This window comes from Pseudomonas sp. GW823-FHT02C02, assembly GCF_058797635.1.
Genome location: NZ_JBXAJV010000022.1, coordinates 109,401 through 132,487, shown reverse-complemented (window position 1 = coordinate 132,487; position 23,087 = coordinate 109,401). Strand labels below are relative to the sequence as shown.

At 55.0% G+C, this 23,087-nt stretch carries 28 protein-coding genes and 3 pseudogenes; 25 read left to right on the top strand and 6 right to left on the bottom strand.

Annotated features, from left to right (window positions below):
- The 4 genes from AC1ROI_RS29940 to yejK all read left to right on the top strand — a co-directional run.
- Positions 1–366, top strand: a 366-nt coding sequence (locus AC1ROI_RS29940; protein WP_492572596.1) for a group II intron maturase-specific domain-containing protein, incomplete at its 5' end; no start/stop codon positions are given.
- A 188-nt stretch (positions 367–554) separates the two neighbouring features.
- The gene (locus AC1ROI_RS29935; protein WP_102599600.1) at positions 555–866 is read left to right on the top strand and encodes a hypothetical protein; all 312 of its coding nucleotides are present in this window, start codon (positions 555–557) and stop codon (positions 864–866) included.
- 106 nt (positions 867–972) lie between these two features.
- Positions 973–1,200, top strand: coding sequence for a hypothetical protein (locus AC1ROI_RS29930; protein WP_102599601.1), 228 nt, complete (start codon positions 973–975; stop codon positions 1,198–1,200).
- Positions 1,201–1,669: 469 nt separating this feature from the next.
- Complete coding sequence (gene yejK / locus AC1ROI_RS29925; RefSeq protein ID WP_102599603.1) at positions 1,670–2,680, top strand: nucleoid-associated protein YejK; 1,011 nt, start codon at positions 1,670–1,672, stop codon at positions 2,678–2,680.
- 142 nt (positions 2,681–2,822) lie between these two features.
- On the opposite strand, the gene AC1ROI_RS29920 is transcribed toward yejK, so the two are convergent.
- Positions 2,823–3,395, bottom strand: coding sequence for a hypothetical protein (locus AC1ROI_RS29920; protein ID WP_102599604.1), 573 nt, complete (start codon positions 3,393–3,395; stop codon positions 2,823–2,825).
- A 301-nt stretch (positions 3,396–3,696) separates the two neighbouring features.
- Here AC1ROI_RS29920 and AC1ROI_RS29915 point away from each other — a divergent pair, with 301 nt between their 5' ends.
- From AC1ROI_RS29915 to AC1ROI_RS29815, 21 genes and pseudogenes are all read left to right on the top strand, one after another.
- Positions 3,697–4,101: a TraR/DksA family transcriptional regulator gene (locus AC1ROI_RS29915; protein WP_102599605.1), complete on the top strand. Its 405-nt coding sequence runs from the start codon at positions 3,697–3,699 to the stop codon at positions 4,099–4,101.
- 52 nt (positions 4,102–4,153) lie between these two features.
- The gene (locus tag AC1ROI_RS29910) at positions 4,154–4,498 is read left to right on the top strand and encodes an Arc family DNA-binding protein (protein WP_102599606.1); all 345 of its coding nucleotides are present in this window, start codon (positions 4,154–4,156) and stop codon (positions 4,496–4,498) included.
- Positions 4,499–4,517: 19 nt separating this feature from the next.
- Entirely contained in the window at positions 4,518–5,600 is a 1,083-nt protein-coding gene (locus AC1ROI_RS29905) for a hypothetical protein (RefSeq protein WP_102599607.1), read from the top strand.
- 116 nt (positions 5,601–5,716) lie between these two features.
- On the top strand, positions 5,717–6,622 hold the full coding sequence (gene rdgC / locus AC1ROI_RS29900) for a recombination-associated protein RdgC (protein ID WP_102599608.1): 906 nt from the start codon (positions 5,717–5,719) through the stop codon (positions 6,620–6,622).
- 69 nt (positions 6,623–6,691) lie between these two features.
- Positions 6,692–7,369, top strand: coding sequence for a hypothetical protein (locus AC1ROI_RS29895; RefSeq protein ID WP_102599609.1), 678 nt, complete (start codon positions 6,692–6,694; stop codon positions 7,367–7,369).
- Positions 7,370–7,639: 270 nt separating this feature from the next.
- Entirely contained in the window at positions 7,640–9,118 is a 1,479-nt protein-coding gene (locus tag AC1ROI_RS29890; RefSeq protein ID WP_102599610.1) for a DNA cytosine methyltransferase, read from the top strand.
- Positions 9,119–9,287: 169 nt separating this feature from the next.
- The gene (locus AC1ROI_RS29885) at positions 9,288–9,452 is read left to right on the top strand and encodes a hypothetical protein (protein ID WP_173678027.1); all 165 of its coding nucleotides are present in this window, start codon (positions 9,288–9,290) and stop codon (positions 9,450–9,452) included.
- 120 nt (positions 9,453–9,572) lie between these two features.
- Positions 9,573–9,896 (top strand): hypothetical protein, encoded by a 324-nt coding sequence (locus tag AC1ROI_RS29880; protein WP_102599611.1) that lies wholly within the window; start codon positions 9,573–9,575, stop codon positions 9,894–9,896.
- A 153-nt stretch (positions 9,897–10,049) separates the two neighbouring features.
- Positions 10,050–10,322 (top strand): hypothetical protein, encoded by a 273-nt coding sequence (locus AC1ROI_RS29875; RefSeq protein WP_102599612.1) that lies wholly within the window; start codon positions 10,050–10,052, stop codon positions 10,320–10,322.
- A complete protein-coding gene (locus AC1ROI_RS29870) occupies positions 10,315–10,473 on the top strand; it encodes a hypothetical protein (RefSeq protein WP_173678028.1) in 159 nt (52 codons plus the stop codon). Before AC1ROI_RS29875 ends, AC1ROI_RS29870 begins: the two co-directional genes overlap by 8 nt.
- A gap of 252 nt (positions 10,474–10,725) precedes the next feature.
- Entirely contained in the window at positions 10,726–11,193 is a 468-nt protein-coding gene (locus tag AC1ROI_RS29865) for a hypothetical protein (protein ID WP_102599613.1), read from the top strand.
- Positions 11,194–11,224: 31 nt separating this feature from the next.
- Positions 11,225–11,482, top strand: coding sequence for a hypothetical protein (locus tag AC1ROI_RS29860; protein ID WP_102599614.1), 258 nt, complete (start codon positions 11,225–11,227; stop codon positions 11,480–11,482).
- 66 nt (positions 11,483–11,548) lie between these two features.
- Entirely contained in the window at positions 11,549–11,797 is a 249-nt protein-coding gene (locus AC1ROI_RS29855; RefSeq protein ID WP_102599615.1) for a hypothetical protein, read from the top strand.
- A 128-nt stretch (positions 11,798–11,925) separates the two neighbouring features.
- The gene (locus AC1ROI_RS29850) at positions 11,926–12,165 is read left to right on the top strand and encodes a hypothetical protein (RefSeq protein ID WP_102599616.1); all 240 of its coding nucleotides are present in this window, start codon (positions 11,926–11,928) and stop codon (positions 12,163–12,165) included.
- A 9-nt stretch (positions 12,166–12,174) separates the two neighbouring features.
- Positions 12,175–12,906, top strand: coding sequence for a hypothetical protein (locus AC1ROI_RS29845; RefSeq protein WP_102599617.1), 732 nt, complete (start codon positions 12,175–12,177; stop codon positions 12,904–12,906).
- Positions 12,907–13,165: 259 nt separating this feature from the next.
- The gene (lepB, locus tag AC1ROI_RS29840) at positions 13,166–14,107 is read left to right on the top strand and encodes a signal peptidase I (protein ID WP_102599619.1); all 942 of its coding nucleotides are present in this window, start codon (positions 13,166–13,168) and stop codon (positions 14,105–14,107) included.
- Between the two features lie 117 nt (positions 14,108–14,224).
- Positions 14,225–14,650, top strand: a complete 426-nt coding sequence (locus AC1ROI_RS29835) for a hypothetical protein (protein WP_102599620.1) — start codon at positions 14,225–14,227, stop codon at positions 14,648–14,650.
- A 249-nt stretch (positions 14,651–14,899) separates the two neighbouring features.
- Positions 14,900–15,856 (top strand): 6-hydroxy-3-succinoylpyridine 3-monooxygenase, encoded by a 957-nt coding sequence (gene nicB, locus AC1ROI_RS29830; protein ID WP_102599621.1) that lies wholly within the window; start codon positions 14,900–14,902, stop codon positions 15,854–15,856.
- Positions 15,857–16,132: 276 nt separating this feature from the next.
- Positions 16,133–19,146 (top strand): annotated as a pseudogene (locus tag AC1ROI_RS29825) (Tn3 family transposase).
- Positions 19,146–19,508 (top strand): Tn3 family transposase post-transcriptional regulator TnpC, encoded by a 363-nt coding sequence (gene tnpC / locus AC1ROI_RS29820; protein WP_102599622.1) that lies wholly within the window; start codon positions 19,146–19,148, stop codon positions 19,506–19,508. The pseudogene AC1ROI_RS29825 and the gene tnpC overlap by 1 nt, the downstream one beginning before the upstream one ends.
- A gap of 146 nt (positions 19,509–19,654) precedes the next feature.
- Positions 19,655–20,053, top strand: a pseudogene (locus tag AC1ROI_RS29815) (efflux RND transporter permease subunit); the annotation flags it as partial.
- A gap of 48 nt (positions 20,054–20,101) precedes the next feature.
- On the opposite strand, the pseudogene AC1ROI_RS29810 reads toward AC1ROI_RS29815, so the two are convergent.
- From AC1ROI_RS29810 to merA, 5 genes and pseudogenes are all read right to left on the bottom strand, one after another.
- A pseudogene (locus AC1ROI_RS29810) lies at positions 20,102–20,200 on the bottom strand (DUF3330 domain-containing protein); the annotation flags it as partial.
- A 157-nt stretch (positions 20,201–20,357) separates the two neighbouring features.
- Positions 20,358–20,594, bottom strand: coding sequence for a broad-spectrum mercury transporter MerE (gene merE / locus AC1ROI_RS29805; RefSeq protein WP_010466053.1), 237 nt, complete (start codon positions 20,592–20,594; stop codon positions 20,358–20,360).
- Positions 20,587–20,949, bottom strand: coding sequence for a mercuric resistance transcriptional repressor MerD (gene merD, locus AC1ROI_RS29800; RefSeq protein WP_010466052.1), 363 nt, complete (start codon positions 20,947–20,949; stop codon positions 20,587–20,589). Before merD ends, merE begins: the two co-directional genes overlap by 8 nt.
- A complete protein-coding gene (locus AC1ROI_RS29795; RefSeq protein ID WP_010466050.1) occupies positions 20,946–21,365 on the bottom strand; it encodes a hypothetical protein in 420 nt (139 codons plus the stop codon). The genes merD and AC1ROI_RS29795 overlap by 4 nt, the downstream gene beginning before the upstream one ends.
- A 20-nt stretch (positions 21,366–21,385) precedes the next feature.
- Positions 21,386–23,068: a mercury(II) reductase gene (gene merA / locus AC1ROI_RS29790; RefSeq protein WP_102599623.1), complete on the bottom strand. Its 1,683-nt coding sequence runs from the start codon at positions 23,066–23,068 to the stop codon at positions 21,386–21,388.
- Positions 23,069–23,087: the final 19 nt, after the last annotated feature.

Genomic DNA, 23,087 nt, shown 5'->3' with positions numbered 1-23,087 from the left:
AAACAGTTCAAGCAGCGTATCCGCTGGCTTACCCGGCGCTCCTGCGGGCGTAGCTTGCAACAGGTCGCAGATAATCTTCGGCCTTATCTTTTGGGCTGGAAAGCCTACTTCACGTTGTCGCAAACACCGGCAGTCTGGCGCAAGCTGGACGAATGGATACGACATCGACTGAGAGCGATCCAGCTCAGGCAGTGGAAGCGTGGCCCTACGATCTATCGAGAGCTGCGGACACTGGGGGCGAGCCAGCAGGTGGCGCAGAGGGTGGCCAGTAACTCTCATCGCTGGTGGCGTAATAGCCGTTTTGAGTTGAATCGTGTGCTGAATATTGCGTGGTTCGACAGGCTGGGATTGGCGCGCCTCTCATAACCTCAATCTCTCGAACCGCCCGGTGCGGACCCGCATGCCGGGTGGTGTGGCAGGGGAGCGGCCTATGAAGGCCGTCCCCTATGCCGATGGCTGCGATTTGCAGAAGGTCAATCGACAGCAGTCGCTGCTGTTTCCTGTTCTGTGTTAGCCATTCCCTTGGTACCAGATCAAACCTTCCGGAGAGTTCCATGGATAACGCCGCCCAACCAATGCAGTTCCTTCAATACCACACACCAAAGCTGATTTACCCAGAGGATGTCCGCAGAATGCGTGCTGTACTCGCCGGTGGAGGCTACATGGCGTTTGAACTCGACCTCGAACGGCTATGGGACGAGTTCAGTCAGGCGAATAGCATTCGTGGTAAATGGCAAGCGTTGCCAGCTGGCGATGCTGAGTTGCTCGAAATCTTGCTGGTCGGCTTCGGGGTCAATGAGCCGAAGTACCCTGCGGACATTGATACACCCTCTATCAATTACCCAGGTCACTGGCCTCTTGTGTAACTGCTTCATCACCCCCGGTACCTCCGGGGTTTTTTATGCCTGCAATTCACACTCACTGTTGGTCATCTCCATAAGCAAGTTCTACCCCTTCTGGAGAGTTATCCCAATGAACACCACACAACCGACAATCAACGCCGAGCAGTGCAACTCTACCCAGGTCTCTGCGGATGACGAATTGACACCCTCTCAACTCGATGAAAAATACAATCCTGACGGAGGCGGCGAACATCCGGACTACACGCGTTCTGATTGGCGTGAAGCAGTTGCTCAAGAATACACGCTCAGTGGGTACTGGGAGTGGGTGGCACATACCTTGTCCCTTGGATGGAACTGATTTAGCAACGTGCAGGAAGTGCGCCCTACGGCCCGGAACGATTTACAAGTGCCTGCTGGCCATCACCTGACGACACGTAAACGCAACTTCAGGATGGATTGCATAATGGGAAGCCTCACCTCGATACCCGCCAGCGCTGGCGCGATGCCCCTTGCTGTTTGGCGAGGCGAAAAAGGTCAACGGCTGCGCCGTGCATTGTCACGTCATGAGCGCATGGTGGTCAGGGCTTGCTCTGATGACAACGTAACAAGCAGCCGGCTCATTCAATTGAACAAACGCTACGACCGGATCATTTTGGCCGCCATAACATGGGTGCCACGATAGTCATCGGCACTCAGCCCTGTTCTACACGCGACACCACAGACCTCAGCCAATCGGCAGGGGTCTTTTTTTTTGCCGTGAAATGCCATTTAGATTCTTAACGCGTAAGTGTAATATCGGCTCATCCCATGAGCCCGCGAGAATCGGTATGCCCTTAAAAAGCTGCGTCATCCACACGATCGACAAAAAGCCAGATGGAAACCCCGCAATTCTGCATCTACGTGACACTGAGCTGCCGCAAACGGACGTCCTCGAGAATTTGTTGAGCGACTTCAATGACGCCTACAACGGCAAGCAGTCGAAGGGGTGGGGCCTTTTCCATGCTGAATCGGGCGCACATCCCTTCAGCGGCTGGCTGAAGGCCTATTTTGATGGGAAGACCGACTTCATGCAGTTCAGCCGGGATTCGGTGGAGCACCTCACCAAGCTGATGGAAGAATCGAACTTGTCCGTCGGCGGGCACGCGATGTTCGTGCACTACCAACAAGGGCTGACCGATTACCTTGCGATCGCGCTGCTGCACCAGAGCACCGGCGTGAGCCTGGACCAAGAGATGAATGTGGTGGCGGCACCGCATCTGGACTTTGGCCATGTCCACCTGGCGGCCCGAGTGAATATCTCGGAATGGCAAAGTAACCCCGCATCCAAACAATATGTGTCTTTTTTGAAGGCAAAGCAGGGACGCAGAGTCAGTGAGTACTTCCGCGACTTCATCGGCTGCCAAGAGGGCGTCGATTCCGCGGGAGAAACGCGAACGCTCTTGAAAGCCTTCAGCGACTTCGTCGAGACCGAGGATCTTCCTGAAGAGTCCGCTCGTGAAAAGACCCAGACACTGGTCCAGTACGCCAGCAGCCAAGCCAAAATGGGTCAGGCCGTCGGCCTGACTGAACTGTCGGAGCTGCTCGATGAAGACAGACCACAAGCGTTCATTGAGCACTTGCGTACCCAGGATTATGGCCTGAGCGAGGAGTTCCCCGCTGACAAAAAGGTCTTGAACAAATTCAGGCGCTTTACCGGGCGGGCAGAAGGGTTGTCCATCAGCTTCGAGCAGCACCTGCTGGGGAACAAGCTTGAGTTTGACGAACAGAACGGCACTTTGCTGATTCGTAGTCTCCCGACGCAGTTGCTGGAGCAACTCAAGCGGGCAACAGAGGCCTGAGCATGGCGCCCGTTGACGAATTCAAGGCGATCAAGGTGCGGGTGACTGAGTGCCTGCATTTGGCCTCCGCACATTTTGGCAAAACGTTCCCGGAAATTCCCGTCAAGTTTGACCTGACGGGGAGAGTCGGTGGGTACTATTGCTACGACGAGTGTCCTGATACCGGGAAGCACATCGGATACTTGCCAACGGCTAGGTTCAACTCAGCTGCCTGTTCGTAAATTTCAACAGCCTTTTCCCAGTCGGGCTCGCCGGTGAGCAGCCCGTCACGAATGGGGTCGCAAGAGTTGACCAGGGCAGAGGCCTTGGTTGCAGGATCGGTAGAGTTCTTTGCTGCCTGGGTGTAGTAGCGGTGGGCGAGGACATGCTCGGCAAGTGTCGAAGCCCGTTGGCTGATCAGGTTCCCGACGTCGTAAGCGCAATGGCTGAGCCCACCTTCGGCAGCGAGCAGTAGCAGCGATTCATACCAGTGGCCATGTTCACCTTTCTCAACCGCAACCATGGAAATTGTGTCGATCACTTCGCGCCGGACTTCGAGGCTGGCACCGCTGCCGTATGCCCTGGCCGCAATCTCAGACGCTGACTCAACATCGCCAGACTTCAAGTGGAGCAGGGCATCACGCCATGGCGCCACCGATGCATCGGATCTCGCTCGATGCTCCAGCTGTAATAGCCCGGCCTCGATCATCAGCGCCGTCATTTTCTTCAAGGTCATGCCTGTAGCTCTCCGATGAATGTGGTGATCCCCCGCTTAGCCTAACCGGGTGTGATTGAGAACCGCCACACTGGATACTGTTCGTAAGCGCTGCCGTTCGTCGCTCGGTGGAAGGTTGTGGGCGCCGCCGCTGGCTATAGGGTCGAGGCACATCATTCTGAAAACGTAACACGTACGCATAATTTATTATTGCTATGATGTGACTCCGCCAGTATTATCGATCCGTGTTCAATCCTGGCTGAACTGCTGCTGCCCTGACCGGGCGCAGGTTCAGTTAACGACTTTACGAGGGCCCGCACAGATGACGCCGCAACAATTGATCGATCAACCTGATGACCAGTACATGGGGCCTGAGCAGACCTCTTTTTTCCGTGACCTGTTGCTGTCCCAGCGTCGCGATGCGATTGCGCGGATCGAAACATTGCGCGGGGACATGGCTGGTCTTGAAAAAGCCGCCGACGAGGTGGATGTCGCACTCAACGAGCAGGAACGACAAGCACTGCTCGGCGGTATCGACCGCGAGAATCAAAACCTGCGTGACATCAAGTCGGCTCTTGATGCGATCGACGCCGATGAGTACGGCTGGTGCGCTGACACGGGTGAAAAAATCGGCCTCGCCCGTCTGCTGTCCAACCCTCGTTCGTTGCTGACAGTCGAAGCGAAGCAGCGGCGCGAAAACCAAGCCCGGCATCAGCGGGCAGCCTGATCTTTAAACTCTATTCGGGCCACCCTTCGGCCCAAAACTCTGAGGGTAATCCATGTCCACTTCCTCCCGCGATGCCGATAAATTTGTGGTTCGTTTGCCTGACGGTATGCGTGACCAGATTAACGAAGTAGCAGCCAAGAATCATCGCTCCATGAACAGTGAAATCATCAAGCGCATGGAGCGCACGTTGCTCGAAGACGCTACGGGCATTCTGAACGTGGACCTGATGGACCAACTGAGCAATCGCTGCAAAGAGCTCGAGGCCCGGTTGGAACAGTTGCAAGACCAGCCTACCGTTAGCTTGCTCAAGCGGGCGCTTGAACAAGTCACTCGGCGCTGTGAAGAGCTTGAAGCTCGGGCTCCCGGAGCCCAACTGAAAATTGCTGCTCGCGGATAACTGCCATCAGGAGGCCGGTATGGGCATGCAACCACAACCCGTAAGCGCCATTTACGTCAGTTCTCAGGCTGACCAAGGAGCAGCCTATCTCGCCGCGGCACAGCGTTACTTTTGGCTGCGCGAGCAGGCACTGCGCACTGGACATGCCAATGTGCCGATGGTCCGCCTGGGCATGGGCGACCCGCTGGGTGGATTCGAGCTCGATGTCGAGGTCGACGATGCGATGTCCAAGTGGCCCCTTCCTGCCATTCCCTTCGACTTCGTGGCGCCGGCGGCCGCCCTCGCTTACGAGCTGACATCTGTCGAGGCCGAGTTTTTGCTCAAGGTTGTGCAGGCCTCTACCCATGAACGGGAAGGGCTGCTTTCACGCTACGCCAATTCGGCGGGGCTCGGTGATGCAATCAGGCTGCTTTCCCAGGTGATCGGGTGCGCCAATGCCGTGATAGAAAATTGCCGAGTTGGCGCAGTCGGCCTGCTCATCACCGAGGGCGGGCTGCATCCCCATGTCGCTGAGGACATCAACCTGCCCACGCTGGCCGGTGCGATGTCCGGTTCGATTCTGGCAGCGGGGATTGATCCTCGGGGAACCTGCTCTGGGTGCGTCTACCGGCACGGCACACACGCCAATCAGTCGCCTGTGACCACCGAGGACGCCGTGTATAGCGCGTGCGGCAGCCAGAAGTTCATGTGTCACGAGAACCTGGATCAGCGCGGCAGTCCGACTCAAGTCTGTATTGGCCACGCCAAAGCCATCAAGGCGGCCAATGAGGTAGATGGCGACTTACCCATAGGCACGGACCAGATGCCCCCCCAAATGGCCCCAGTGGCTCTGAGCACGCACGTCTGGACCCGGTCGCTCCCTGATCGCCCGGGTCATTACTGGAACTGGGGTGGGCAGCCGGGCGTCGAAGCCGATCTTGTCCTGGTGCGCAGGGATGCGGCAGCGGGTGGTTTCAGTGTCAGCGAAGGGCAATTGGGGCTGGCTAAAGCTGTGAGCTGTGCACAGTGGGGCGGCTGGTGGGCCCATGTACAAAAGCCTGACGCCCATTCAGAGATCGAGGCAGGCAATTTGATTCCCTCGCCGGCCAGCAAAGCGGGTTAGAAAGGGTGAGCCCGTTGGCGCCCTCCAGTTCAGCTTCTGCGTTAAAACCAAAATTCAATTTCCATCCGACCTCTTCTTGAGGTCGGTATGGCGTTCCTCACTGGAGAAAAATCGATATGTGGTTCAGAAATCTTTTGGTGTACCGACTGACCCAGGACATTCCATTCGATGCCGCGGCGTTGGAATTGGCGCTCAAGAGCAAGCCTGCTCGGGCGTGTGCTAGCCAGGAGGTGCAAACGTACGGGTTCATTGCCCCATTCGGCAAAGGCGAAGATGCACCCTTGCTCCATCAAAGCGGTGAATTTCTCCTGCTGGCCACCCGCAAAGAAGAGCGCATTTTACCGGGCTCTGTTGTCCGCGATGCCGTGAAGGAAAAGATCGAAGAAATCGAGACCGAGCAGAGTCGCAAGGTCTACAAGAAAGAACGTGATCAGATCAAAGATGAAATCATTCAAGCGTTCCTGCCTCGAGCATTTGTTCGCCGCAGCTCCACCTTCGCAGCGATCGCACCCAAGCTCGGGTTGATCCTGGTGAACGGCGCGAGCCCGAAGCGAGCTGAAGACTTGCTGTCGACGCTACGCGAGGTCATGGGGTCGCTGCCAGTTCGACCGCTCACTGTGAAGGTTTCGCCGAGCGCAACGATGACCGAATGGTTGAAAACGCAGAAAGCCGCCGAGGGCTTCTTCGTCCTGGACGAATGCGAACTGCGGGACACCCACGAAGATGGCGGCATTGTGCGTTGCAAGCGCCAGGACCTGACAACGGAAGAGATCGCGACCCACTTGGGCATTGGTAAGGTTGCAACGCAGCTGTCGTTGGCGTGGCAAGACAAGCTGTCGTTTGTGCTCGACGACAAAATGATCATCAAACGTCTGCGTTTCGAAGACCTTTTGGAGGATCAGGCGGCGGCCGATGGGGGCGAAGACGCCCTTGGCCAACTGGACGCCAGCTTCACCCTGATGATGCTCACCTTTAAGGAATTCTTACCGGAGCTCTTCGACGCATTGGGCGGGGAAGAATAACCGCAAGGGGCCTGACAGGCCCTTCGGTGGTTGATGCCAGTCAGATCTGAACCCTGTTGAGGAGTTTATATGCCCAATGCAAAAACTGAAAAAACGATGCCGCCACCCAACCAGTCGCGGTGGACCAAATGGGCGGAGGTAGCGTTCTTTACCGCCTATTTGGCTTACCTTGGCCTCTGTGCTTATTCAAGCATTGAGTTAGATCGCGAGGTGCCGGTGTCGTACGAAGATCTTCGATCTGCCTCTTGGCTCAGCTATACGAACGAGCACTATTTCGGGCAATGTTTGCCGCAAGTGTTTGCGGCATTCGTCATCGGTATTGGCATTCTATTGGCCGTTACGGGTCGTGGATTAATAACTGGCCTCGCGATGGTACCAATCGGGGTTTGCATGCTCGTTTATTCCAACGACGCAGCTCTATTTCGTTCGGCTGTAATCGATGGAACTGCCAAGATCGGCTGCTTCAGCTACGAAGGGCGAGAGTGCAGGGAAATGCTTTCTCTCGACACGGCCGGAACGCTACCAATGTACCAGGACCCGACGAGTGAAAATGGCCATGAAAAACTGACTCCCTGGTACGCAGATGTACGCAAAAATTTAAAGGGCACTGGCTATTTTGTGCCTGACTCCTTCCATTCCAGTCCGTTTTTATTAATGCATGCAGAAGAATTGAGAGCACTCCTGGACTCGCAAAGAGCTGAATTAGCGCGGGCGAAGGAGAGCTACAGCCTGGCCAGGAGCCAGTAGGAAATGTTGATTCAGATATGGGGTGACTCCCTGGTGAGTTGTGGTCTTCGGTGTAACTAGACGTTCCAACCGCGCTTACAACGGCCAGGGGTAGCCCCCACTCACATCAATCGTTGAATCAAGCCTCCGCATGCCGGGGGCTTTTTTTCGTCCGGAGAAAGTATCAGCTCCTGTTCAGCATTCCCAGGCACGAAGCAAACCAAATCTCTTTTCCCCCGACTGGGCACAGACCCCGTCAGGGGAACTGTGTCGTCAAATAGGAGCAATACCATGACGACAATTATCAACGCGAAAATAGGTGAATCGAAAGGTCTACCGCGTGTCTGGATGGAAGGCCAAAAATTGCACCATGGCGGTGTCCAGATCGGGAAGAAATACTCAATCAAAGCTGATGTTGCTGCCAAGCGGCTGGAGCTGATCGAAGTGCCTTTTGATTTTTCTGGTAAGCACGTCACCGTTTCAAAGCGGGAACGCAACGGGGTAGTTCACCCGCTGATCGAAATACGTAGTGAGCAAATCCGTGAAGTGTTTGCAGAAGACGACAAGGTGCGGATTGCATTGCGCCGCGGCCGTATCGTCATTACGGCACTTCAGATCCAAACCAAGATCCGCGAACGACTCAAGCGCATCAAGGAAAAGCTTGATCGTGGCGAGAAGCTTGATGTTGTAAGCCTTTTTCACGGTGGCGGCGTGCTTGACCGTGCAATTCACTCAGGCATGCTGCGATCGGGCGTTGGCTCGTTCGTTCAAGTCGGTGTTGAGCTTGAAAGCGAGTACCTCGACGCCTCGCTTCGTAACAACCCTCAAATCTGGACAAATGACTCAATTGCCATATGCTCAGATATACGAGATGTGCACTTAAGTGATACAACGCCGCAAGCATCGATATTAATCGGGGGTATTCCATGTGCTGGGGCTAGTAAGAGCGGTCGCTCTAAGAACTCGCTTGAGTTTGCAGAAGATCATGATGAAGCAGGCGCTTTGTACATTGATTATCTTAATTGGCTTCGTGCAACTAACCCGGCAATAGCGATCATAGAAAATGTTGGCGAATATGCTAACACCGCTTCAATGTCTGCGATTCGCAGCGTATTCAAGCATTTGGGCTACGACGTACACGAAACAGTCTTGGATGGATGGGACTTCGGGTCGCTTGAGCGACGTAAACGCATGGTGGTAGTCGCAATTACCCAGGGACTAGGCGACACCTTTTCGTTTGACAACCTCAAAGTAAACAAGGTCCGGGAATCGTGCATCAACGATATTCTTGACCATGTAGCCCTTGAAGATGATAGTTGGAAATCGTACGACTACTTGGCAGAAAAGGAGGCGCGTGACAAGGCTGCTGGTAAAGGATTTGGTCGGCAACTTTTGACCGGCTCCGAAGACGGCTGCGGTGTACTTGGAAAAGGCTATAAAAAGGGTCGTTCAACAGAACCGTTCCTAATTCATCCAATAAATCCGGCTCTAAGTCGGCTTTTTACAAAAGCTGAACATGCAAGGATCAAAGGTATTCCTCAAGTTATGCTTGAGGGTGTATCAGAAACAACCGGGCATGAAATTGCAGGGCAATCCGTTTGCTACGACCAATTTGATTCTGTTGGTGAAGAAATCGGCAGTTTTTTGATGAGGTCTCGCAGTAACATTCTGAAATTCCAAAAACGCCGCACTGTTCCTGAGCCAGCATTTGTTGTAGAAACTCCTGAACCAGTTGTTGCCCAAACAGGGACTATGGCCCTTTTTCACTAATCCAACATGCCGTCATGACGGTAAAAGCAATACCCAACCCGGTGCGCACTGCGCATCGGGTTTTTTTATCGCCACATGATGACCTGTGGGGGATTCGCTTGCCGGTTACGACTGGGTTTGCTATACATGAATGAGATTTTCGGTTTCAGGTAACAAAGGAGTTACTTCTATGAAAACGACATTTTTTTCTGAATTCATGAGCGCTGCAAAAGTAGCTCCACGGCTCTATTTTGTACCGTTGATGGGGGCTGCCAAGGCAATCAAGGCTGAGTTCCGTCGGGTTGAAGATGAATCCGTTGGCCAGGCACCGCTGGCTCCCTCCGCGAAGCAATAAAATTTTGCAGCCACCTAAACCCGCCTTCTGGCGGGTTTTTTGTATCTGTTCATTCGGTGGCAGAATACAGTCCCGCGTCGAACATCTCCCTGAGCAAGTACAACTTTCAGGAGAATGAACATGGCATTGGCCCTCAATGACCCGGCAGTGCAATCCGCTTTGATTCAGGCTGGTGCAGCTGTATTCAGCACCGTGACGGCCGCGGTATGTGCGGCGTTAATCGGAAAGCGGTTTTCGGATCGCAAGAAACTCGAGACAAAACTTGAGTTGAGCCAGAAAGACATTGAATTTCTGCTGAAAGTTGAAGCGGAACATGTCGCTTTACACAAGGAGAACGGCTCGACACCGAACAAGATCAAGGTGCGTGAGCTGGTTCGAGAAAAGGGGTTCTCTTTTTCTGGGCAATTCACCCCTGGGCGAGTTCGTCACCCACGTCCGAAGTGATTCGGTTCGAAATGTAATGCAGCCAGGCTTCGGTCTGGCTTTTTTTTGTCTGAAATTACACGACCGCGTTAAGCATCTCCAATCGCTAGGACTACGCGCAAGTATGGCCTATGCATTCACTCAACGACCGATCAGGTCCTTTCAGGAGTAACTATGTCAAAAACCGTAAACCAACCTTGGTGGAGCCCCATCGCTCACTTTGCTGCACACTGCTTTGTCGGCTCTATCATTTTTATCATTATCGGCCTTCCGGCTGTCGGGCTCTCGTTTCTGGTTCATTACCTAGAATCGATTGGTGTGAGCTCTGTGACGATTGGAGTTCTTACTTTCCTTGAGGTCGCTCTAACCGTTACAGACGGACTGTTGTTTCTCATATACCTTGCCCTGGGCATTTATCGTGCTCTGAAGGAGTTGGCGAATGAATAATACGTTTGGATCCGAGTTCGTAAGTGCGGCAAAGCAAGCACCACGTTTATTTTTTGCACCACTTGTTGGAGCAATTAACGCTGTCAGGAATGAGTTCCAGCGCGTTCAGCGTGGTGCTCGCCGTAACATCGAGCAGATACAAACAAAATAAAAGCTCTACCTAAAGAGCAGCTTTAAGCAAACGCTTCATCTGACCCACCATCACTTTCAGTGCTGGTGGGTTTTTTTGTGCTCGGGAAATCTGTCGCAGCATGGGGGAGAGGGTGGGCGCCCCATGCCGCATGACGTCGAATACCGCCAAGCTACCGCTTGTATCGAAAAAAATTCTGTTAAATATACCTACGTGTTATGTATTATTAGAATACCTCCGGCGCTGTGCCGCGGTTTCATTCAGGAGAAATTCATGAGCATGACTGATCTTGTAGTCGGGGAGGGGTACGAGGTGTCCAACCCTCCGATCCTCGAAATGCAACCTGGTGAACCTCATCACCAGCTCGGCCGTTTTTTCACGGTGGTTGCCCTGGAGGATGGGGGCGTTCGAGTGTACGACGGCGCGTACGACAGTGGGGTATCCACCGTGCACCTCCCCGCTGAAATCGTTTCGCAGTTGAGCATTCAGAAGCTCACAAAGACAGGTGAAACGACGTTTGCGGATCTGATGACTGCCGTGGTGTCATCGGCAGCCGCCGCAAATGAGCAACGCACTCTGGTCGCTGGCCACAGCAGTGCTGATGATGCTGTCGACGCCTCGCATCGGTTTTTCGTTCAGTTTCTTTCGGGGCAAATCAAAGGGCTGGCGGCAAAGGGCGTGATCAACCCCAACCTGGCAGTTATTATGACGGTGCTCGCGACGGGGGTGGAGCTTGCTTAGAGCCGGGACTTCCCGCCTGCTGAATTCCCGCTTGATTGCGGGTCTGGCCACGTTGTCCGTCAGTGCATTGGCTGTCGGTGCGGGTTTTCTTTTGCCGCTACCAAAAGCTGCACCACAGTTCGCCGGCCAGGACGTCAAGGTGGTCGGCCGGTATTGCCTGATCAAGCCCGGTGAGCGGCGACCTCATTGCGACGGGGAGGAGGCTGCGCCGACCGATCCCATGTTGTCAGCGATCAAGCAGATGAATGACTCGGTGAGCATCGACAATATGGATCGAACGTCACCGTAACCGCGCAAGTAAGTTATGCGTACGTGATACGAATCAATAACCCACATGTTACTCAAGGACTGCGCTATGACCCTTACCATTGACATTGTTGCTCGCATTACCGTTGTTGTGCTCGCGATTATCTTTTCGATTGCTTTCAAGCGTCGCAAGGCCCTTTTCACTGTGAAAAACACAGCGCGTGAAGCACAGGCTGCTCTTCTCCAGGGCTTCGTAACCCGCGAGATCCGGGATACAACCCTTCAGCTGTGGCTGTGCGGCGGGCTCGGTTCCTTCGCATTGGCGTACTGCATTTACTCGATCATGGTCGCAGCCTGATAAACAGTTCGGCCTGCCAGGGGGGGGCTTGCCGGTCGGTTGGAGCCCTTCGATCCTAAAGTGATGAACGCCAGCGTCAGAATCCTGGGCGTACGTGTTGTGCATCAAAAACCTATGAGGAACATTCGATGAAGCTTTTGTATTGGGCAAATCGTACGTTGTGGCTAATCGGCCAGCCATCGGCCGCGTTGGCATTGGCTGCGTTTGTGTTCGTATGGTTCAAGATCGGTTACATCGGTCTGCTTGCTGTGGTGCCGAGCATTTTGTTGCTGTTGGTGGCGATCGTGTATTGCCAAGTGCTTAAGCGCTTCTATCGCCGCGGTGCCAAGGCGGTTGATCCTCGTCGTGCTGGTTCGGGCTTGAGTTGAGGAACCTACATGGCGACCCCGCAAGCGCTGCCTGGTTTTATGCGCAGAGACCGTGATGAAAGCGGGTTTTTTAACGGAATCCCTTTGCTTCATAGTGCCGTTCAGTCAGTCCCGGTCGGAGAAGGGCTTACGGCTCGCTTCTGCTTGTCTGAAGACGTCTTCAACAGTGGATCTGCCTGCGAAGGCCGGGCGCTTTCTGCATTGCTTTGCAGGCCTGGGGACGCTGTTCCTGTCGCTGTTTTGGATGCGACTGTTCTTTCGAGAGGCACCGGGCGAGGGATGGGGGTTTCTGAATCATGCGAGCTCCTGAGTGAGTCACTCAATAAGGTTGTCAACGACTTATCCAAGACGTGCGTTGAAGATTTGTTCGGTGTGGTTTCTAGCGGAGGAATACTTGTACTCAATCGGTTGGAGGTAAGAACCGATTATAATCATCTTGGCATAAGCCACAGGTTTTTTACCTCGATTACCGAACGCGTTAATAAACAGTTTAAACTTGCACTCTACGCACTTCACCCATTCCCCTTGCAATATGAATATTGCGAGCCCGATGCGGATAGTCCGGAATATGAAGCGTTCTGGGAATCGTTTCGCGCGGATGTAGAAAAGATATCTAATTTTTACTGCTACGAGTTTGACTGCAAGAGCGCTTCGGTAGACGAGGGGCTACTTATCAACGCATTCTCAGGATGGCAGCTCAATATTGATCGGTTTGGTTGGACAGTCGTACTTTCGGAGTGAATATGCTTACAGGTCCTACCCCGATAAAGGGGGTTAGATACAACGTGCAGGTCCTCTTAAATGGCTGGGTGTTGTCGGCCTTGATGTGGTGTATTGGGTCTGGGCTGCAATCTGTTCCAGGCGGTATTGTTGATGGCTGGATTAATCGAGTAGGCGTCTATATTGTTTACGCCGGGTGGGGGGGCGGGTTAGTTTCGCTCGTTATATTTCTGCTATTAATGGGGAAATACCTTCATGCAAGGCGTTCGGGTAAATTCCTGTGAGCCTTTTTCTTTCAGGGCTTGGTCTCACTGCCGTCGCCCCTGTTCTGTGTCGTAAAACCATTGCAGCTGGCGGTCCTCAGTGGGCGTATACCTTGGGATGCATCGCTGCTGTCCTGGGGCCCTATTTCCTGCTTTGCACCTTCGTCGAGATGCACATCGTCCTTTTACTGTGTGCAGCAGTCGGAGCCCCATTTTGGATGGCCGAGCGCATTCGGAAAGCCCGCAGCAAGAGCCGTCTTACCGTCGGTGTCATCGGATTTGCAGTAGAGCTTGTGCCGGTTGCCTTGCTGTTGCTTGTGATTAGATCGTTCATTGCAGAGGCCTACGTTGTGCCTTCTTCTTCGATGCGTCCAAATCTTGCCGTTGGTAATTTTGTGTTGGTCGACAAGATCACTTATGGGCTTCGAATTCCGTTATCTAACAAGTTGCTTCTGGACGTTACCTCGCCGCGACGTGCCGATGTACTTGTGTTCCGCTTTCCCTTGGACAGAAGCAAGCCCTACATTAAGCGAGTAATTGGGATTCCTGGTGACCTGATTGAATATAGGGCAGGGGACCTTTACGTGAATAATGTGAAAGTGTTGGAAGAAAGCACTGAGCACTATGAGTATATCGATGAGCGTTCAGGGCAGGCCAAACTAAGTGAGGCAATGACTGAAGAGTTGGCGGGATACCGATTCAAAATATTACATGACTCACAGGCCCAGGAACTTGGCAGAGGTTCTGATTTTCCCGATATACCGGGTTGTGACCGGAATGCTGAGGGCTTGAAGTGCTTAGTTCCTAACGACTCTTTTTTTGTACTTGGCGATAATCGTGGAAACAGCCTCGATAGTCGTTATTGGGGGTTTGTACCAAGAAACGACATCATTGGTCGCGCACTGTACTCGGTCTCGATGGGTAAATTGGGTTTTAAGTTGCAGCGGCTCTCAAACTGACAGACGTGCATCAAGGAAGGTGAATGATGGAAGACGTTCAATTATGTACCCATGAATCTCATTACCTGAAGCAAGGCTTACGCAAGAGCCTTGCATCCACCTATCAGGAGAATGAACATGAGCTTTCATAATTTGGCATTGCTGTACGCAAAAGTCGCATCCGCACCGGTAGATACCCGTGGCTGTTTGCTGGGTGGTGTTGGTGACTTTCCGGCTGGCTCCGTGCGAGATGAGGTCATGGTTATGATCGAGGAGATGAATCGCTCGGCCGTTATCACTGACCTGGTCGTTGGCCAAGGCACGCCGCTGACCGCGCATGTTGTCGTTGGTCTTGAAGACGGTGCAGCAGGTACTGAAGTGACCGTGAAGGGTGTGTGTTTCGACGCGATATCCGCGATGGCATTGGCTGAGACCACCGCCGGTGAAATGTGCAACGCGATAAATGCTGACCTTCAGCGGGACATGGGCGCAGATTTTCACCCGGTAGGGGAGCGTGCAGAATTCGGAAAAAATCGTACGCTAAGGTTTTCTGACCTGCCGTAGCTGTAGCGGCTTGCATCGAAAACCGCCATGCTCGCAATCAAGGGGGTTGGGGAGCAACGGAACAGAAAATGCGCTTAAGCCTGTTAATGCCAAATCACCTTGCATCCCCTTGTGTTCCCTTGCATTACGACCGCCATTGCGCGATACTTCGCGCAACAACTAACCCTCATGACCGGCGTGGCTTGACCATCTGGTTGGAGGGGGAAAAAGCCGGCGCTAGCCGGTTTTTTCGTTTCTGGAGTACGAGAAATGCAGGGAACGCCTGAGCTAGAGCCTCTGCGCACTCGAATCTACATCGACGGATACAACTTCTACTACGGCTGCTTGCGTGGCACTCCCCACAAGTGGCTGGATCTGCTGCCCCTCTTCGAAAAACACATCCTGCCATCCGCGCTAGTCAAGGATGGCGATGGCCGTATCCGGCAATCGACCCTTCTTACCTCCCCCTCGATCAAGTTCTTCACCGCGAAAATCATCGAATCCGTTGCCCGAGCTCCCGACTCTGTATCGTCTCAGGCGCGTTATCACACCGCGTTGCGCAAGCTGCATGACGGTCGAATCGAGCTGATCGAAGGCTACTACGCTGTCAACAAAATGAAGGTGAAGATCGTCGACGCCGAGCATCCCGACAGGGCGCCCCGCGAATGCCAGGAAATCCAAGCCTGGAAGGTCGAGGAGAAACAGAGTGACGTGAACCTGGCCCTGCAGGCCTACCACGACGCGATCACCGGGCAGATCGACCATGCTGTCATTGTCACTAACGACACGGACATTGCACCGGCGCTAGAAATGATCAGAGTCCATACCAATGTGCTGATCGGCGTGGTTGTGCCAACCACTGATCACACACGCCCGCCGAACACTGATCTCGTGAAGCTCGCGCATTGGAAGCGGGAGTATGTCAACGCAAGCGAACTCGCAGCTTGCCAGTTGCCCCGCGTCATCCAGAGTAGGAAGCCGACCATCAAACCGGAATCTTGGTACGGGCAACCTGAACTGCTGCAAGAGATCCTGGATTTAGCTATTCCGGTGCGTGGGAGCAAGGCGGCAGCATTCAAATGGATGGAGCAGCCCAATCCTTATCTGGATGGCAAGCGACCGATTGAGCTCGCTGAGTCTGTCGAGGGTGCGAATCGCATACTGGAGTACATTCGGAACTACATTGCGCAACATGCACAGGCACCGGATGAGCAGAACGGAAGCTGATTATGACCGCTGTGCGTGTTGGGGCTTCGCCGAAACGGCTCTCGTAAACGGGGGGCAATGGAACCCAAAACCCACGAAAGCCCGCTGCATCCGTCCAGGTTAAGTATGCCTCAACCGGGCGTCAGAGGGGTCATGCCGAGATAAGGGAAAATTAGGACATTCGTTCCGTAACATTATGATATAGCTAAAGTTTAAATTTTATAATGTGATGCCTGACCTCGCCTAAGTTTAGCCGTCTATGCTGAAGCATTTGCTTTTCCTTGAGGGACGAACCCTATGGCCTCTCTGGAGCGGACAGCCTATCCGAAGGTGCCGGCGCACCTGTCGACGAAAGAACTTCATCAGTACTATTCGCTCTCAGAATCTGAGCTTGAATGGCTCTCTAGAACGGCTAAAAGCCCTGCTCTTACCATTGGCTTAGCCGTTCTGCTGAAAACATTCCAACAACTTCATTACTTCCCCAGTCTTGAAGAGATTCCAACTGAAATTGTCAATCATGTCAGGTCTTGCCTCCGTTACGGGGTTCGCATAGCGCCTCGCTATGCGAACCCCCGAACCTTGTATCGCCATCAAACAGCTATCCGTCAATATCTACAGATCACCCCGTTTTATGGGAGCGATGCTCTGAAAATTGCCGAGAAAGCTGCCCACGAAGCGGCGGAGGTCCTTGATCAGCGCGTTGATGTCATCAATGTCCTGATTGGTGAGCTGCTTGAGCGAGGCTACGAACTCCCGGCCTACTCGACGCTCAATGACGCGGCTGAAGACGCCCAAGTTGCTTTCCAGGAAAAGATTTTCAATCGAGTCCTCGATAGAGCTCCAATTGATGTGATCTACCGTCTCAGAGAGCTTCTTGACACCGATTTCGGTCGTCGCCAAAGCGACTTCAATGGCCTGAAGCAGATCCCCAAGAAACCCTCTCGCAAACACGTGGAGATACTGATCGACCACTTAGGCTGGTTGGAGGGGTTCGGTGATCTCAACGCCATCTTTGAGGGGATCGTTGATACCAAGATTTGGTTTTTTGCGAATCAAGCGGAGAAAGCGGATGTTTCAGAGCTTAAGGATTGTTCGCTTCCAAAGCGCTACACATTGATGCTGGCTCTGATCTACCTCATGCGTGTACGAGCACGGGATCACCTTGCTGAGATGTTCATCAAGCGAATCGCGACGATTCACAAACGAGCCAAGGATGAGTTGGAGCAAATCCAGCTACGTCAGCGCAAAAAGCTAGAGTGCTCGTGGCCACCTTGGATGGCGTGATTCAAATTCTCAGCCAAGAACCAAGTGATCAGGAAGCCGGTAGCTTGATTCGCGAGTATCTGTCTCCCGAAGGGAGTCTTGATCACCTTCGCGAGGCCTGCGCCGAAGTCCAGGCCACAGGCGGCAGTAACTATCTCCCGCTACTCTGGAAGCACTTCAAATCCCATCGATCACTGCTGTTCCGCTTGAGCCATCTGCTGCAACTGAAGCCAACGACCCAGGATCGCTCGCTTATCGAGGCTCTGCAGTTGGTCCAGAACAATGAGAACCTGCATAGGGAATGGATCGGCGAGCATGTGGACCTGTCGTTCGGCTCGGATCGCTGGATCAAAGTTGTCCGTCGCGCCGCCAGCGAAGGGCCGCCGACCAACCGACGCTTCCTGGAAGTCTGCGTTTTTTCCCATCTGGCCAATGAGCTTCGCTCTGGCGATATCTGTGTGCTTGGTTCGGAGTCGTTTGCTGACTACCGCAAACAGTTATTGCCTTGGGATGAGTGTCTGGCTCGTCTACCGGAATACTGCGAAAAGGTCGGCCTGCCGAGTACGGCCACAGAGTTTGTCGCCAGCTTGAAGGAGCAACTTGAGAATACTGCTCAGCAGTTGGATGACCAATTTCCCAGTTGCCGCAGTGACGTGTCAATTAATGAGGCCGGTGATCCTGTGTTGCGCCGAGTGGTCGCCCGTGACATCCCGCCTTCAGCAATCTCGCTACAAACGGCTATCACACAGCGTATGCCTGCCAGGCATGTGCTTGACATTATGGCCAACATCGAACACTGGATTCAGTTCACCCGTCATTTCGGGCCGATGTCCGGCAGCGATCCCAAACTGAAAGATCCGGCCGAGCGCTACCTGATGACGATCTTCGCCATGGGCTGCAATTTAGGGCCGAACCAGGCCGCTCGCCATCTGGCGGGTAACGTGACCCCACACATGCTGTCTTACACCAATCGTCGGCACCTGCCACTCGACAAGCTGGATAAGGCTAACCGGGAGTTGGTCGAGCTTTATCTCCAGCTCGATCTGCCCAAGCTCTGGGGCGACGGCAAGGCGGTCGCGGCCGACGGGACACAATTTGACTTCTACGATGAAAACTTACTCGCCGGCTACCATTTTCGTTATCGCAAGATGGGCGCGGTCGCCTACCGACATGTGGCAAATAACTACATCGCGGTCTTTCAGCACTTCATCCCTCCGGGTATCTGGGAGGCTATCTATGTCATCGAGGGCCTGCTGAAAGCGGATCATAGCGTTGAAGTCGATACGGTTTATTCAGACACTCAAGGCCAGTCCGCAACAGTGTTTGCATTCACCAATTTGTTGGGTATCAATCTAATGCCTCGAATCCGCAACTGGCGCAACCTGGTCATGTATCGGCCCGATCGCTCGGCCAAGTACAAGCACATCAACAGCTTCTTCACTGATACCGTCAGCTGGAGCCAGATAGAGACCCATTGGCAGGATCTGATGCAGGTGGCGCTGTCGATTCAGGCCGGCAAAATATCCTCGCCAATGCTGCTGCGTAAACTCGGCTCTTACAGTCGGCGCAACAAGCTCTACCATGCAGCGCAGGAGCTGGGATGTGTGATCCGGACCATTTTCCTGCTCAAATGGATCGGCAACCGAGAATTGCGCCAAGAAGTAACCGCCAATACCAACAAGATCGAGTCCTACAACGGTTTCTCGAAGTGGCTGTCCTTCGGCGGCGATGTCATCGCCGAGAACGATCCAGATGAGCAACAGAAGCGCTTGCGTTACAGCGATATGATCGCTTCCTCGGTGATCTTGCAGAACACCGTCGACATGATGCGGATCCTGCAGAAGCTCGCCCGTGATGGCTGGCATTTTACCGACGAAGACGTATCGTTTCTCAGTCCCTACCTGACCAGCAACGTCAAACGCTTTGGGGAATTCAATCTCAGCCTCAAGCGTCCACCAGAACCCTGGATCAAGGATTCCATTTTCCAGCACGCTGCGGGTTCAATGCGTGCGCAACAGATGCCCAATAGCAAAGTTGAGGCGAACTGATGCACATTCCACCCGCTTCGTTTCGAGTGACACCCTACGGGGAAGTCGATGCCAAGGCACTTGATTCCCTACGCGCGAGCTACGAGACTTCTCAATTGATTAACGTGGTGGACCGGCTGGATGCCTGCCTCGCTGAAATCGGAGGGATCGGTAGCATTAGAGATGATCTCTTACGCCTGCACGCCATGGCACTGACGGTGCTGGATGGTGCTCCTCTAACTATCCCCACAGCCGATGTGGACAGTATTTGGGAGGAAGCCGAGCGGCTACAGGATGAACTCGTAGCTTTAAGTTCCTGCTTGAACGCTACTTACGAGCAACTGAGCGCTTTAGTGGAGCTAACTCCTGACTATCAGAGCTAAGTCTGCGTGATGAACTGGCCGCATCTGCTCTCGAAAGGCCCGAAGGAGGGAGGTGCAGCTTTGGCTGTGTTCTGTCCGGACAAGCGCTTCAATCTGGCGGTGCGCCTGCCTGACTCGGCGCGTGATCCGATACGCCAAAAGGCAAGGTGCCGTTGTCGCAAGTCGCCAGCATCGAGGAGTTCGATGGTCCCAATCAAATCGGCCGCGAGAACAGCCGCCGGCGCATCGTGATGGCCGCCAACAGCGACGGCTCGGACATGGCCGCCATCATTGCGCAGATTTGCGCGGTACTGGCCGATCAGAAAATGCCCGAAGGCTACTTTGTCAGCTTGGAAGGGCAGTTTCAGGCCCAAGAAGCCGCCAGTCAGTTGATCGCCGGGTTGTCGCTGATCTCTCTTTCGCTAATTTTTATGGTGCTCTACAGCCGCTATAAATCGGCGATATTGGCCGCCATGATTATGGGCAATATTCCGATGGTGCTGATCGGTAGCGTGATCGCCATATGGCTGGCGGGAATATCGTTGTCGGTGGCGTCGTTGGTCGGCTTTATCACCCTGCATAAAGCGTTGATAGCACTCCAGGCCACAGAAGTGCACGACGTACTCGGAACCTTCCGGCGTAAGCGCGGCGTCAAGGGGAATGTCCTTGCACCATTCGCAGCAGCTGATGGTAGGGGTGTTGTTTGCGTTCATGATGGGGTTCCTCCATCGTCCAAGAACTAGTAACGCTTCCGCACCCGTGATTGAACCTGTGCACAGATCGACCTGCGGCTGGTAGTGCAGCAGAAATTCCCGACGCTCCCGAGCCTGCCACAATTCTGCAGCGGAGACCGCGCAGTGTCTGAGCTGGTCACTGCCGCTCCCGAAAGGCCGGCAGTGCCGCTCTCAGGAAGAGGATGAAGAGAACCGCCAGCACGAGCGCAGCGAGGCCCCAATGTTCGCTGACGAAGGCCCCGGCCGCAGTCCCCGAAAGCAGCAATGCCAGCACCGGCAAATGGCAGGGGCAAGTGAGCGCGGCGAGCACACCCCACGTGTAGGCGCGCCAGCGGGGTATCTTGATTGATTCGGATTGGTTGGTGTTACGCATGGGCGTGACCTTCGACGGCGCAATGGGTCAGCCCGGCCAACTCCGTTTTCACTGCGGCTAAAGCCGCCTGCCGTGTCGCGATTTGCCGAAGCAAGCGCTCGATACACCCGATCACATCGGTACTATCGTGCGCATCGAGCGCTCGACAGAGCCGCGCCAATTCGTCGAGCCCGATACCGGACTCGAAGGCGGCACGCACGAAGCACAGCCGCGCCAGGGACCGCTCATCGAAAATGCCGTAACCGCTTTCCGTGCGCCGCGCGGGGTGCAGCAAGCCGCGCAGCACATAATCTCGGACGATATGGACACTAACGCCCGCGTCCTCGGCCAATCTGGATATGGAGTAGGCATTCATCGCCGACACACCCGATCTTCACCGCAAACTGGGGCGCTCAGATATTTCCTTCCGGCTAGGCGCTCAGGTAGCCAGATGAGCAACGGTGCAGCACCCAGAGCCAGTAGCAGCCAAAGCCTGGAGAGATGCTCGCCGTTTTGGTCAAACACATAAGCCAGTAGCGCACCACCCGCGAGCAACAGGAAGTAAGGCCCCGTGATGTAGCAGTGAAGGCGGTGACAACGCGTGGCGTTGACCAGGCAGGCGCCGCCCATCACGGCCAGCGCGGCGCCCGCTGCCAGGAACAACGCGGGGCGTCGATCTGACAGAACAATCGCTATCGTCGCCACGACGGCAGGCAGCCCCCAGAAGCTGACCACCTGCCATGTCTTGCGTAGGCTGTCGCACCTACCGAGTTCGCCTGCCGTGTTGCTCATGTTTCAACCTCCCTCTCTCATTACCCGGCGCAGCAGGACAATTGTTTGACGTCCTTGTTAAAGGTCTGTGCGGCGAGCTTCAGCCCCTCGACCATCGTCAGGTAGGGGAACAACTGATCGGCCAGTTCCTGCACCGTCATCCGGGCGCGGATGGCAATGGCGGCGGTCTGGATGATTTCCCCCGCTTCCGGAGTCACCGCCTGCACGCCCAGCAGCCGGCCGGAGCCCGCTTCGGCGACCAACTTGATGAAACCCCGCGTGTCGAAGTTAGCCAACGCTCGTGGCACGTTGTCCAGGGTCAAGGTGCGGCTGTCGGTTTCGAGGCCGGCGTGCTGCGCTTCGGCTTCGCTGTAGCCGACGGTGGCCACTTGCGGATCGGTGAACACCACGGCCGGCATGACGTCGAGATTGAGCTTTGCCTCGCCGCCGGTCATGTTGATTGCCGCGCGGGTGCCCGCCGCCGCCGCCACATAGACGAACTGTGGTTGGTCGGTGCAGTCGCCGGCCGCATAGATATCCGCTGCGCTGGTGCGCATACCCTGATCGATCTGGATTCCACCGCGCTCGTCCAGCTTCACGCCGGCGCCGTCCAGATTCATGCCCTGGGTGTTCGGCAAGCGCCCGGTGGCAATCAGCAGTTTGTCGGCACGTAACTCACCATGGTTGGTGGCCAGTACGAACTCGCCGTTGGCGTGGGACACCTGGCTGGCTTGCGTTTGCTCCAGCACTTCGATGCCCTCCATACGGAAGGCCTCCGTCACCGCCGCGCCGATGGCCGGGTCTTCGTGGAAGAACATCGCACTGCGTGCCAGGATCGTGACCTCGCTACCCAGCCGGGCGAAGGCCTGCGCCAGTTCCACCGCCACTACGGAGGCGCCGATCACGGCGAGCCGCTTAGGGACTGTATCGCTCGCCAGCGCCTCGTCCGAGGTCCAGTAGGGCGTGTCCTTGAGACCGGGAATCGGCGGAACGGCCGCGCTCGCGCCGGTGGCGATCAGGCAGCGGTCGAAGGCAACGATGCGCTCGCCGCCCTCGGCTAGTTCCACGCTGAGCGTGTGGCCGTCCTGGAAACGGGCGGTGCCACGCAGCACGCTGATGGCTGGGGTGCTCTCCAGAATACCTACGTATTTAGCGTGGCGCAGTTCGTCGACACGGCCTTGCTGCTGCGCGAGCAGTCGCTCGCGCAGGACCGTCGGTGTCGTGGCGGACAATCCAGTATCGAACGGACTCTCGCGGCGCAGATGGGCCACATGCGCGGCACGAATCATGATCTTGGAGGGCACGCAGCCCACGTTGACGCAGGTGCCGCCGATGATGCCGCGCTCGATCAGGGTGACGCGGGCACCGCCTTCCACCGCCTTGAGCGCGGCCGCCATCGCCGCGCCACCGCTGCCGATGACCGCAATGTGGAGCCTACCGTCTTCTTTCCCGGCGCCAGTGCTGCCGCTCAACCAGCCCCGCGCCTTGTCGAGCAGACCAGGACGGGCTTGTATCGTGGAATCTTCGAACGCCGCTCGATACCCCAGAGCCTCGACGGCGGCCTGCATTTGCTCTCGGCTTACGCCCTCGTCGGCCTTCAATTCGGCCTTCCCGCTGGCGTAGGAAACATCCGCCTGGTGCACGCCCGGAATTTGCTCCAGGGCATCTTTCACATGCTCGACACAGGAGGCGCAGGTCATGCCGACGATTTGCAGTTTGGTCATAGCGTTATTCCTCAGATGG